This is a genomic window from Burkholderia puraquae (assembly GCF_002099195.1).
GTDB lineage: Bacteria > Pseudomonadota > Gammaproteobacteria > Burkholderiales > Burkholderiaceae > Burkholderia > Burkholderia puraquae.
The window spans coordinates 26,974-39,553 of record NZ_NBYX01000034.1; the positions used below are offsets into that span (position 1 = coordinate 26,974).

Consider the following 12,580-nt stretch of genomic DNA (forward strand, 5'->3'; position numbering starts at 1 on the left):
AGTCAGCAGCCGGTGTCGAAGTCCTCACGGAAAGTTAAATGAATTGTGATGGTTGGAGTGTTCCGTTGGGGCGCGCAGGAGCCTGTCGAAGCCCCAACTGGCAAGGGCCTTCGAGCGAGTAAGCCGCCGATGTTTGCAGGGCAGCTGTTCGTGCCGCGATTTTTAGCGTCTTTTTAGTGTTCGTCGAGCGGCGCGGAGATTCCGGACTTTGGCTTGCCGATTGAATCGGACTGGGACACGAGCGTTGTTTGACTGCGGTCGCGCATCACCCGAGCGTCTGATGTGTGTTGATAGACGGATGAATTTGCAAGCTAGCGACGCCGCACTAGGCCCGGTCGAGCAGGTCGACGAGCAGCCTGGCCCCGTCGGCCCCCTTCGTGGAATCGGTCCACAGCCGGTCGATCATCTTCCGGTACATCGCGACGGCATCCGCCGACGTGGTGATCGTCGCGATGCCGGTACGAATGTTCGGCAGCTCGCCGAGCCGGAACGGCGATACCGCGATATGCGCGCTGTCGTCGTCCTCGAAGATCTGGAAGGTCTCGTTCGGCAGGTTGTCGCTGACGATGCCGATCCGCACGCCTTTCGCATCGTCCTCGAGCATCCCGACGATCCGCATCACTTCCCGGCGCGCGGCGAGCTTGCGCTCGAGCTGCACGCCCGGCGGCAACCCGAGGCGGCCGACCAGGCCGTGGTGCAGGAACTGCTCGATCTGGCGCAGCCCGATCAGGCTCGTCACGTTCAGCGGTGCGCGCCGGAACGCGGCTTTCCGATCCGCGAGGATCGCCATCACTTTCGACAGCGTCTGCCGCCACGCGGCATCGGTCAGCGACGGCGGGATGCTTTCCTCGAGCATCTGGCGCAGCCAGCCTTCGTAATCGTCGGAAGTCAGCAGGAACGAGAACGGATCGAAATGCGCGAAGATCCGCTGCGAGCGGCTCTCGATCTGCCGCATGCGCTCGAAATAGCTGATCGCCGAATCGTGATACTCGACCTCGACGCCCATCAGGTTCGCGAGCGACACGCCGAACAGCGCGGCGAGCCGCTCGAGCGTATCGATCTTTACAATCTCGCCACGTTCGAGCTTGTAGACCGCCGCGCGCGAGATGTTCAGGCGCTCGGCGACATCCTCGCTGCGCAACTCGGCAGCCATCCGGTACGCGCGCAAGCGCTCGCCAATGCTGTCGAAGTCGAAGCGCGCGCCGCGCAGACGCGTTTTTCGGGAACCGGCGGTGGACATGAAGTACCTCTTGGTGGCGGGTGAAAAATCGACAGACACCGGGTTGCGCGACCGCGCCGTGCGGCCATCCTGCCGGAGGCATCGCGAAGATCGATGTTTGTCTATTTTTTTGTATCGGGTATTTTAACGTAGCCGACAACGGATGCTCGCACACCTGCGGCTTGCGCTCGTCTTGTGTGCGGTAACGGCCTGCGACCGGACCGTGTCCGTGCGCGTGCACATCGTCTAAATATTTGGACGAACGGCGAGCGCGCAGACGCTGTCGGCGATAGAGGCATCGCACCTTCCAGACATTCCCACGTGCCGGCCCATTGCGCCGGGAGGAGAAAAGCATGACGTTGCGCACCCCGTGCGCCCGATTTCGGGCAGGATTCCTGATGGCTGGCGCGGCAGGCGCCATTGGCATCGCGCCGCTCGCGCACGCGCAGTCGAGCGTGACGCTGTACGGCGTCGCCGACGCTTTCGTCGGTTCGGTGAAGCAACCCGGCGGGCGTACGGCGCTCGTGCAGTCGGGCGGCGGGATGACGACGTCGTTCTGGGGGCTCGGCGGCAGCGAGGATCTCGGCAACGGCAACAAGGCGTTCTTCGTGCTCGAAAGCTACTTTCAACCGCAAAGCGGCGCGTACGGCCGCTACGCCGGGGACAGCCTGTTTTCGCGCAATGCGTACGCGGGATTGCAGTCGCGGCTCGGCCAGCTTCGTCTTGGCCGGATCACGACGCCGCTGTATCTCGCGACGATCCAGTTCAACCCGCTGTTCAATTCGTACACGTTCTCGCCGATGATCTTCCACACGTTCAAGGGCGTGGGCGCCGAGGGCGTGGTCGGCGATTCGGCGTGGAACAACGCGCTCGCCTATACGAGCCCGACGTTCGGCGGATTCAATGCGGGGGGGCTGTATGCACTCGGCAATACGGCCGGCCGGAACGGCGCGAAGAAATGGAGCGTCAACGCGAACTACGCGCGCGGCGCGTTCGCGGCCGCCGTGGTCTTCCAGTACGTGAATTTCAGCGCGACGCCTGGCGATCTCGACGGCGCGCTCGCCGCGGCGCCGGGCCTGTCGAGCCAGCGCACGGTGCAGGTCGGCGCGTTGTACGACTGGCGTGTCGTGAAGCTGTTCGCGCAGTACATGAACGTCGCGAACCGCGCGCAGCGCGGCAACTTCCACGGCGATACGCTGCAGGCCGGCGTCAGCGTGCCGATCGGCGTGGGTTCGCTGCTGGCGAGCTACGCGTATACGCATTCGAGCGGGGCGCTCGCCGACGGCGCGCATCGCAGCACCGCCGCGCTCGGCTACGACTATCTGCTGTCGAAGCGCACCGACCTCTATTCGGCGATCAAGGTCGATCACGTCGGCGGGATGTCGACCGGGATCACGTACGGCGCGGGCCTGCGCACGCGTTTCTGACGCAGGCATCGCGATGCGAGGCTTCCCGGTTTACCCCGATACATCGGACGCTTGCATTCCGTTTTTGATGCGGGTAGTCTAAATATTTAGACGAGGAGGAAAGCATGAACCTTATGGACGCCACGCAGTGGCTGGCACAGGACATCGTCGGCTTTTCCGACATTCACCGGTTCGCGACACGCTGCCGGGACGCGGCGGCGCCGCACGGGCGGGAATCGGCAGCGCTGGTGCTGCTCGCACAGGCGGCCGCGACGTTCGCCGAACGGCAGGAGGGTGTGGCGGTCTGCACGGAGACCGTGCAGGCGTTTCTCGCCGAACTGCGCGAGCACGCGCGGCGGCTGAGCGATGCGAGCGGGTGCTCGGACGATGCGCTGCTCGCGGCGCTCAACGGCTTCGCCGCGCAGGTGTCGAAGGAACTGGTCGTCTGATGCGCGACGCCGGCGCGAATCCGCCCGGGCCACGCCCTTAAGCTGTGCGATGCCGACGATCGGGTTGTGGTCCGTCTGTCTAAAAAAAACGACAAACGACCGCGAGGCGGACCGCCGGCATCGATATCCCCTCCTCACGATACGGACAATCATGGAAGCGAACCTTCGATCCTCCGCGGCCGCGCCCGCCGGCGCACCGCCCGAGCGGGTGTCGCGCTACGCATGGAAAGTGCTGGCCGGCTCGGCCATCGGCTATGCGATGGACGGCTTCGACCTGCTGATCCTCGGCTTCATGCTGCCGGCAATTGCGGCGTCGCTGCACCTCGGCGCGCAGCAGGCGGGGGCGCTCGTCACGTGGACGCTGGTCGGCGCGGTCGCGGGCGGCGTGATTTTCGGCGCGCTCAGCGATCGCTACGGCCGCGTGCGCGTGCTGACCTGGACGATCCTGCTTTTCGCGGTGTTCACCGGGCTGTGCGCGTTCGCACAGGGCTTCTGGGATCTGCTCGCGTACCGGACCATCGCCGGCATCGGCCTCGGCGGCGAATTCGGCATCGGCATGGCGCTCGCGGCCGAAGCATGGCCTGCAGCCAAGCGCGCCCGCGTGTCGTCGTACGTGGCGCTCGGCTGGCAGAGCGGCGTGCTCGCGGCGTCGCTCCTGACGCCGCTGCTGCTGCAGAGCGTCGGCTGGCGCGGCATGTTCGCGATCGGCGTGCTGCCCGCGATCGTCGCCTGGGTGCTGCGCAACAAGCTGCACGAGCCGGAAGTGTTCGTCCGGAGCCCGCAACCGGCGCGCACGGGCGCGCGCTTCCGGCTGCTGTTCGCCGACGCGCGCACGACCCGCACGAGCATCGGCATCGTCGTGCTGTGCGCGGTGCAGAACTTCGGCTACTACGGGATCATGATCTGGATGCCGACGTTCCTGTCGAAGCAGCTCGGCTTCTCGCTGACGAAATCCGGATTGTGGACCGCCGTGACCGTGCTCGGGATGATGGCCGGCGTCTGGTTGTTCGGACACCTGGCCGACCGGATCGGCCGCAAGCCGACGTTCCTGCTGTACCAGCTCGGCGCGGTGGCGATGGTGTTCACGTATTCGCGGCTGACGGACCCGGCCACGATGCTGTGGGCCGGCGCGCTGATGGGTATGTTCGTGAACGGCATGGTCGGCGGCTACGGCACGCTGATGTCCGAAGCGTACCCGACCGCGGTGCGGGCGACCGCGCAGAACGTGCTGTGGAACGTCGGCCGTGCGATCGGCGGCCTCGGGCCGCTCGTCGTCGGCGCGCTCGCCGCGCGCTATTCGTTTCAGATCGCGATCGCGATGCTGGCCGCGCTGTACGTGCTCGACATGATCGTCACGGTCACGCTGATTCCGGAACTGAAGGACCGCGCGCTCGACTGACGCGCGTGCCTCCCGCCCAACCGTAACGAGGAGAGAACGATGGACGTGATCGACGGGGCGCGCGCCTGCGCGCAGCCGTGGGCGGCCACGGTCGCCACGCACGCGTGCGACGTGGTCGCCCATCGCGCGGTGAACCGGCGCTATCGCTATCTGCGCGTGCGCGCCGACGCGCCGCTCGAGAGTGTCACGCAGGCCGGCCAGTTCTATCAGCTCGTCTGCCCCGTCAGCGATCTGCACCGGCCATTCCTGCCGCGCCCGATGAGCGTGTACGGCGTCGGCCCCGGCGCCGGCGAAATCGAGTTCCTGTACAACGTGACCGGCGAAGGCACGCGTGCGCTCGCGCAGCTCGGCGTCGGCGCGCGGCTGTCGATCGTCGGGCCGCTCGGCCGCCCGTTCACGCTCGACGCCGGTGCGCGACGGCTGCTGCTCGTCGCGCGCGGCGTCGGTCTCGCGACGATGGCGCCGCTCGTGCAGCGCGCGGCGCGGGCGGGCATCGCGCTGACGGTCGTGATGTCGGCGCGCACGCCGGACGACCTGATGACCGCGGAATTCCTGCGCGGCGCGCCGGCCGACGTGCATGCGGTGTTCGACAGCGACGGCTCGTCGGCGGTCTCGAACGTGGACGCGCTGCTGCGCGCCGCGATCGCGCGCGATCGGCCGGACGCGGTCTACACGTGCGGCTCGCAACGGTTGCTCGCGCTGCTGCAGCGCGTGCTCGCCGGCCATCCGTCGATGCGCGGCGAGGTCGCGCTCGAGCAGCGGATGGCATGCGGGATGGGCGTCTGCCTGTCGTGCGTGCGGATGTTCGACGACGGCGCGACCCGCGCATTCCGGCGCGTGTGCCGCGAGGGCCCGGTGTTCGCGATTCGCGACGTGGTGACGGAGGTGGAGGTGGAAGTTGGCTGACCTGAGCGTACGCGTGGGCGAACTGCGCCTGCGCAATCCCGTGATGCCGGCATCCGGCTGTTTCGCGATCGAGTATCGCGATGCGCTCGACCTGAGCGGGCTCGGCGCGCTCGTGATCAAGAGCGTGTCGCCCGTCAGCCGCCCGGGCAACCCGACGCCGCGTGTCGCCGACGCGGGTGACGGCATGCTGAATTCGATCGGCATTCCGAGCCGCGGCATCGACGACTATCTCGAACACGTGCTGCCCGCGTACACGGGCCACGGCACGCCGGTCGTCGCGTCGGTGTCCGCCGATACGGCGGACGCGTTCGCGCGCGCGTGCGAGGCGCTGTCGCGGCCGGACGTCGCGGCGATCGAGGCGAACATCTCGTGCCCGAATCTCGAGGCGGACGGCATGGCGTTCGGGATGGACGCGGGCATGACCCGGCAGGTCGTCGACGCGATCCGCACGCGCACCGGGCATCCGCTGTGGGTGAAGCTGACGCCGAACGCGGGCAACATCGCGAAGATCGCGCAAGCGGCGCAGGACGCGGGCGCCGATGCGATCGTGATGGGCAACACGGTGCTCGGCATGTCGATCGACGTGCGCACGCGCCGGCCGTCGCTCGGCAACGTGATGGGCGGCCTGTCCGGGCCGTCGATCAAGCCGATCGCGCTGCGGCTCGTCCACCAGTGCTACCGCGCCGTGTCGATTCCGGTGATCGGCTGCGGCGGCATCCGGAGCGCCGCCGACGCCATCGAGTTCCTGCTCGCCGGCGCGAGCGCGGTGCAGGTGGGCACTGCGTCGTTCCGCGATCCGGGCGTGATGCGCACGATCATCGACGGGCTCGAGCAGTTTTGCGCGGACGAGGGCATCGGCGCGATCGCGTCGCTGACCGGGCAGGTCAGGCTCGACGCGGAGCTGAGCGAGCGCTGGCAGCGCTTTTGCGCGGCGCCGGCGCGCGCGCTCGGCACGACGGCGGGGGCGTGATGAACGCGCATACCGACAGGCCGGACGCGCCGGCGGACATCGAAGTGCATGACGCGGCGGCGCTGCCGCATGTGGAACTGACGGCGCTCGCCGAGCAGTGGTTCGACGAGATCCGCGTGCTGTCGGCCGACGGCGTGGGCGTCACGCGCGAGAGCTACGGCGACAGCGAAACGGCGGCCGCGCAGCGGCTGGCGGCGCACGCCGAACGCGAGGGCATCGCGGTGCGCGCCGACCGCGCGGCCAACCTAGTCTTCAGCCTGCCCGACGCGGACCCGCATGCGCGTGCGATCTGGGTCGGCTCGCATCTCGACTCGGTGCCGCATGGCGGCAACTACGACGGGCTCGCGGGCATCGTCGCGGGGCTGCTGTGCCTCGTCGCGCAACGGCGCAGCGGCCTCGCGTCGCCGCACCCGTTGAACGTGATCGCGCTGCGCGGCGAAGAGAGCGCCTGGTTCGGCAAGGCCTACATGGGATCGAGCGCACTGTTCGGCCGGCTGACGCCGGACGATCTCGCGATGAAGCATCGCAGCACCGGCCGCCCGCTGGCCGACTGCATGGCGGCGGCGGGCGTCGACATCGACGCGGTGCGCTCGCGCAAGCCGCTGTTCGACGTGCGGCGCGCGCATGCGTATCTGGAGCTCCACATCGAGCAGGGGCCCGTGATGGTCGCGCGCGGGCTGCCGGTCGCGGTCGTGTCCGGCATTCGCGGCAACGTGCGGCACAACTCCATCAGCTGCATCGGCGAGGCCGGCCACTCCGGCGCGGTGCCGCGCGACCTGCGGCACGACGCGATCTTCGCGGTCGCCGAGCTGATCACGCGGCTCGACGAACACTGGCGCCGGCTGCTCGAACGCAACATCGATCTCGTCGTGACGACCGGCATCGTGTCGACCGACCAGGACGAGCATTCGATTTCGCGGATTCCCGGCCAGGTGCATTTCAGCTTCGAGGCGCGCAGCGAGAGCACGGAGACGCTCGACGTCTTCCATGAGCTGCTGATCGCCGAATGCAATTCGATCGCGCGCGAGCGTGGCGTGCGATTCGATTTCGACCGGCGGTTGGCGAGCGCGCCGGCGCGGATGGATGCCACCCTGCGCGCCGCGCTTGCCGACGCGTGCACGCGGCTCGACGTGCCGTATGCGACGCTGCCGAGCGGCGCGGGCCACGACGCGGCGCTGTTCGCGAACGCGGGCGTGCCAAGCGGGATGCTGTTCGTGCGCAACGATCACGGGTCGCACAACCCGCACGAGGCGATGTCGATCGATGATTTCATGCAGGGCGTGCGCGTGCTCGCCGACACGATTGCGCGGCTGTGACCGGCGACACGGGAAGCGATGGCGGCCGACGCGCCGTGGATCCGGAAGGCGTGCGGTTCACGCCGACGGAACGTGTGCGCCCGCGCCGCCTTCCGCGCGGTTCACCTGCGCGAGCACGAATGCATAGACGTCATCGAGCGCCGACACGATGCGCGTGCCGGCCGCGACGCCATCGAACGCGCTCGCGGGCCCGGTGCAGATCAACGGCTTCGCGAAGCGCGTCGCGAGGCGGATCTCGTCGAGCGTGCCCTTGCTCCCCGGCAGCGCGACGACGACGTCGCTCGTCAGCACGTTCACGTAGTTGCGGCTCAATGCGTCGTCCGGCGCGTCCGCTTCCTTGCGCGGCAGTGGCGTGACGATAGGCAGGTCGATGAACGGATTCGGATAGCCGGCGATCGGCACGAAGCCGAACAGCGGGTGCGCTTCGCTCGGCACGATGCCGATCGAGCGGCCGCGGCGCCCCGGCGTCGTCGCATAGGCGCGCGCGATCGACAGCATCACGCCGCGGCCGGCGCCGGTCAGCAGGTCGAATCCTTGTGCGGCGATCCACGTTCCGAGCGGCGTCGCCAATTCCGGCCATTCGTTCTTGCCCGAGCCCATCACGCCAATGATCGCCATCTTGTCCTCCTGGTTGGCCGACGCGCGGCGCGTCGATCTCAGCGATCGCGCGTGCCGGTCGTCTTTTTAATTATACACATCGGCCGATTTATGGCGATGCGACGGCGATGACGGGCTGAAAATTGTGGTTTTTCCCGCCTTGCATTTTTCCTTCACTTTATTTAGTCTAAAAAAATAGATTTATCGACGGACGTATCGCGACTCGAGGGTTCGCCGGTACGCAGACGTCTCCGGGGCGATACAGCCCGCTACAACCTGAGAGAGAGGTGTATTCATGCTTGACCACGCCACCAACGAATTGCTGACCCGCGTGGGGCCCGGCACGCCGTGCGGCGAGTTGCTGCGTCGCTACTGGCATCCGGTCGGTTATTCGTCGGAGCTGGCCGAAGCCGGCCAGACGAAACGCGTGCGGATTCTCGGCGAGGATCTGGTGCTCGCGCGCACCGGCAACGGCGGCGTGCTGCTCGTGCAGGAGCGTTGCCCGCATCGCGGTGCATCGCTGCTGTACGGCTTCGTCGAGGAAACCACGATCCGCTGCGCGTATCACGGCTGGCAGTACAACGCGGCCGGCGAATGCGTGGAGCGGCCGTTCGAATCGGCGAAGGCGAGCCGTGTCTGCAAGAAGCTGATCGACAGCTATGCGACGCACGAATGCGGCGGGCTGATCTTCGCTTACATGGGGCCGGCGGAGCAGAAGCCCGCGTTTCCGAACTGGGACATCCTCGTGCGCAACGACGGCGTCCGCCATTTCGAGGTGCAGGACGATCTCGCGTGCAACTGGTTCCAGGTGCAGGAAAACGCTGTCGACGTCACGCACACCTTCTATACGCACTCGAAATACTTCGAGCATCTCGGCATGCGCGACGCGTCCGGGTTCGGCAAGCCGTTCAAGCGGTTCGGCTTCCAGCGCTTCGACTGGGGCATCGTGAAGAGCTGGGAATACGAAGGCGAGGGCCGTGGCTGGGGCAACCTGATGGTGTTCCCGAACATGCTGCGGATCATGACCGAGATGCACTGGCGCGTGCCGGTCGACGATACGACGACGCGGATCGTCTGGGTGTCGTTCACGCCGAACTCGGACGGCGCGCAGCCGCCCGCGGACGAGGCGCCGAAGATCGTCCGGCAGCCGGCGCGCACCGACGCGGCGGGCCGCTACCTGATGGACACGTTCATGAGCCAGGATGCGATGGCGGTCGAGACGCAGGGCCCGATCTTCGATCGTTCGCGCGAGAACCTCGGCGCGTCCGATCGCGGGATCGTGATGTTCCGCCAGATGCTGCAGGAGCAGATCGATGCGGTCGCGCGCGGCGAGCGGCCGGTCGCGAACGTGTACGGCGGCGCGCCGGACGTGACCGACCTGCGCGCATGGATGGGCGGCTATCTGCCGATGAGCTGCGCGCCGGACCCGACGTTCCGCCAGCAGCGCGAATTCGGCGACATCTTCGACGAGTCGCACGTCGAATACGAGATCCCGGCGAACTCGCCGGTGATGCGCGCTTGAGCGGCGGTACGCTCGGCGGGCCGGGCCGCGGCGCCGGCATGCTGACGGGCGGCCGCGTCACGGCCGCGCTGCTCGCGGTGGGGCTCGCGAGCATCGCCGCGCTCGGCGCGCGCGGCACGCTGTCGGCCGGCGACGCACGCATCGTCGCGATTGTGTTCACCTGCATCGTGCTGTGGGCGACGGGCGCGGTCGCGAGCCTGTGGGTGTCGCTGCTGTTTTTCTTCCTCGCGGCGACCTGCACGCCGGTGCCCACCGCCGAGATCTTCTCCGGCTTCGGGTCGAGCGCGTTCTGGCTCGTGTTCAGCGGCGCGGCGATCGGCTTCGCGCTGAAGGAGAGCGGCCTGAGCGAACGGATCGGCATCGCGCTCGCGCGCCGGATCGGCGGCTCGTATCTGAAGGCGCTGCTCGCATTCGCGATCCTGAGCTTCCTGCTGTCGCTCGTGATGCCGTCGACGTTCGGGCGGATCGCGATCCTGGTTCCGATCGCGATCGGCTACTGCGACGTCGTGAAGCTCGGCGTGCACGCGAACGGGCGGCGCGGGATCCTGCTGCTCGTGATCGTCGGCTCGTACGAGCTGGCTGCCGCGGTGCTGCCCGCGAACCTGCCGAACGTGATCATGGCGGGGATTCTCGAGCAGTCGCACGGGATGCATCTGCGCTTCTCCGAGTATCTGCTGCTGTTCTTTCCGGCCGGCGTGATCGTGCGTGGCGCGGTGCTGGTGCTCGCGTCCTGGTGGCTGTTCGCGGATACGGTCGGCGAAGTCGAGATACCGGCGGCGCGCGTCGCGCTCGGCCGCCGCGAATGGCACGCGATCGTGCTGCTGGCGATCACGCTCGTGCTCTGGTTCACCGACGCCGTGCATCGCATCGCGCCCGGCTGGGTCGGGCTCGGCTTCGCGCTCGTCTACTTCGGCACGTCGCCGCCCGCGCAGCTCGAGCGCTTCACCGCGACGCTGAAGATGGACCTGCTGTGGTTCATCGCGGCGATCATCGGGCTGACCGCGCTCGTCAACCATCTCGACATGCGCGTGCCGGACACGCTCGCGCTCGACGCGCTGCGCGACAGCCCGATGCTCATGTACTTCGCGCTGACCGCGCTGTCGATCGTCGTTTGCTTCGCGGTCACGTCGAATGCGGAACCGGCGCTATACGTGCCGATCGTGTCGCGCCTGCTCGCGCAGGGGCTGCACCTGAAGGCCGGCCTGCTCGCGCAGGTGATGGGCTATGCGACCACGGTCCTGCCGTACCAGTCGCCGCCGATCGTGTTCGGCAACGCGCTCGCGCAGCTGGACCGGGGTGCGGTGCTCCGGTACTGCATCGCGACGGCGCTGCTGGGCGTGGTGTTCGTGATCCCGGTCAATGCGTTGTGGTGGCGGCTGATCGGGCTGCTGTGAGTTTTCCTGAACGGTGAATCCAATGATCGAAAACGATCTGCTTGCCGCGCGCGTGATTGCGCGCGAGCGCGTCGCGTGCGACGTGATTTCGCTGAGGCTCGTCAGCGACGCGCCGGGGCTCGCCCTGCCGGCGTTCGAAGCCGGCGCGCATATCGACCTGCATCTGCGCGACGGGCTCACGCGCAAGTATTCGCTGTGCAACGATCCGGTCGAGCGCGGCGTGTACGAGATCGCGATCAAGCGCGAGCCGGCGTCGAGCGGCGGCTCCGCGCACGTGCACGATGCGATCCGCGTAGGCGACGTGCTGCGGATCGGCGCGCCGCTGAACTACTTCCCGCTCGCGCCAGACGACAGCCCGGCCGTGCTGCTCGCCGCCGGGATCGGCGTGACGCCGTTGCTCGCGATGGCGCATAGCCTGGTGCGCGCGGGGCGGCCGCTCGCGTTCCACTACTTCGTGCGTTCGGCCGACGCGGCCGCGTACGGGGCGACGCTCGCGTCGCGGCTCGCGGACGTCGCGACGGTGCACACGGGGCTGACGCCCGACGCGACCCGCGACGCGATCACGACGATCGTCGGCGCGATGGATTCGCGCTCGCATCTGTATTTCTGCGGACCGGCGCCGTTCATGGCGGCCGTCGACGCGATCGCGCGCCCGGCGCTCGGCGATGCGCGGCTTCATCACGAGTATTTTTCCGCGCCAGCCGCGGAGCCTGCCGACGGCGAGGCCGACGCGTTCCGGATCGAGCTCGCGCGCTCGCAGCGCGCGCTGCTCGTGCCGCCGGGGCAGTCGATCACCGATGTGCTGTACGAGCACGGCATCGCGGTCGCCACGTCGTGCGAGGCGGGCGTGTGCGGCGCATGCCGGACGACCGTGCTCGAGGGCACGCCCGATCATCGGGACGCGTTCCTGAGTGCGGCGGAAAAGGCCCGCAACGATTGCATGATGCCGTGCGTGTCGCGATGCCGCGGCGAACGGCTGGTGCTGGATCTCTGAGCCCTCACGGGGGGCCGAGTGAGGCCGGTCGGGAAAAATGGAAGCCGACGTTTCGTAAATTCGAGAAACGGGGGCATGGATGAATCGAGCTATCACGACGGCACGAGTGCCGGCTCAAGCTTTGATGCCGCACAACGCGTGGTCGAAGCTGCCAGCCCCGTAACGATGTCGCGAGAGAGTTGACACCGAGCTTCGCGACGCCGCGCTCGGTGCGACTTGAATGCGCAGCAAGCAACTCGATGATTCTTCGTGAATCTCCCTCTGGCGGTTAGCGCCGCTGGGCGACGGCACATTTATCCTTCGCAAACCGTGACACGTTTATTTTTGTCTACGGCTGGCGACACCTGAAAAACTCATTTTGTTAAGACCTCCTGGCCCGGCCTCGCGTCGCTGGCAGGAGCAGGAGCC

At 67.8% G+C, this 12,580-nt stretch carries 11 protein-coding genes; 9 read left to right on the plus strand and 2 right to left on the minus strand.

Annotated features, from left to right (window positions below; all coding sequences use genetic code 11):
- Positions 1–325: 325 nt before the first annotated feature.
- Positions 326–1,240: a helix-turn-helix domain-containing protein gene (locus tag B7G54_RS35425; RefSeq protein WP_085043334.1), complete on the minus strand. Its 915-nt coding sequence runs from the start codon at positions 1,238–1,240 to the stop codon at positions 326–328.
- A gap of 332 nt (positions 1,241–1,572) precedes the next feature.
- On the opposite strand from B7G54_RS35425, the gene B7G54_RS35430 reads away from it, so the two are divergent.
- The 6 genes from B7G54_RS35430 (at position 1,573) to B7G54_RS35455 (ending at position 7,665) form a co-directional block, all read left to right on the plus strand.
- Entirely contained in the window at positions 1,573–2,646 is a 1,074-nt protein-coding gene (locus tag B7G54_RS35430; protein WP_085043335.1) for a porin, read from the plus strand.
- A 104-nt stretch (positions 2,647–2,750) separates the two neighbouring features.
- Complete coding sequence (locus B7G54_RS35435; RefSeq protein ID WP_085043336.1) at positions 2,751–3,074, plus strand: hypothetical protein; 324 nt, start codon at positions 2,751–2,753, stop codon at positions 3,072–3,074.
- A 151-nt stretch (positions 3,075–3,225) separates the two neighbouring features.
- Positions 3,226–4,473 carry an MFS transporter gene (locus B7G54_RS35440; RefSeq protein WP_085043337.1) on the plus strand — a complete coding sequence of 416 codons (1,248 nt, stop codon included), beginning with the start codon at positions 3,226–3,228 and terminating at the stop codon, positions 4,471–4,473.
- Positions 4,474–4,512: 39 nt separating this feature from the next.
- Entirely contained in the window at positions 4,513–5,379 is an 867-nt protein-coding gene (locus tag B7G54_RS35445; RefSeq protein ID WP_085043338.1) for a dihydroorotate dehydrogenase electron transfer subunit, read from the plus strand.
- A complete protein-coding gene (locus B7G54_RS35450) occupies positions 5,372–6,349 on the plus strand; it encodes a dihydroorotate dehydrogenase (protein ID WP_085043339.1) in 978 nt (325 codons plus the stop codon). The genes B7G54_RS35445 and B7G54_RS35450 overlap by 8 nt, the downstream gene beginning before the upstream one ends.
- The gene (locus tag B7G54_RS35455) at positions 6,349–7,665 is read left to right on the plus strand and encodes a Zn-dependent hydrolase (RefSeq protein ID WP_085043361.1); all 1,317 of its coding nucleotides are present in this window, start codon (positions 6,349–6,351) and stop codon (positions 7,663–7,665) included. Before B7G54_RS35450 ends, B7G54_RS35455 begins: the two co-directional genes overlap by 1 nt.
- A gap of 57 nt (positions 7,666–7,722) precedes the next feature.
- Here B7G54_RS35455 and B7G54_RS35460 read toward each other — a convergent pair whose 3' ends face one another.
- Positions 7,723–8,283: an SLOG cluster 4 domain-containing protein gene (locus tag B7G54_RS35460; protein ID WP_085043340.1), complete on the minus strand. Its 561-nt coding sequence runs from the start codon at positions 8,281–8,283 to the stop codon at positions 7,723–7,725.
- Between the two features lie 274 nt (positions 8,284–8,557).
- Between B7G54_RS35460 and B7G54_RS35465 the strand changes: the two genes are divergently transcribed.
- From B7G54_RS35465 to B7G54_RS35475, 3 genes are read left to right on the plus strand one after another with little or no spacing between them, the layout of a single operon-like run.
- Positions 8,558–9,784: an aromatic ring-hydroxylating dioxygenase subunit alpha gene (locus B7G54_RS35465; protein WP_085043341.1), complete on the plus strand. Its 1,227-nt coding sequence runs from the start codon at positions 8,558–8,560 to the stop codon at positions 9,782–9,784.
- The gene (locus B7G54_RS35470; RefSeq protein ID WP_085043342.1) at positions 9,781–11,178 is read left to right on the plus strand and encodes an SLC13 family permease; all 1,398 of its coding nucleotides are present in this window, start codon (positions 9,781–9,783) and stop codon (positions 11,176–11,178) included. The genes B7G54_RS35465 and B7G54_RS35470 overlap by 4 nt, the downstream gene beginning before the upstream one ends.
- A gap of 22 nt (positions 11,179–11,200) precedes the next feature.
- Positions 11,201–12,172, plus strand: a complete 972-nt coding sequence (locus B7G54_RS35475) for a PDR/VanB family oxidoreductase (RefSeq protein WP_006750736.1) — start codon at positions 11,201–11,203, stop codon at positions 12,170–12,172.
- Positions 12,173–12,580 lie beyond the last annotated feature (408 nt).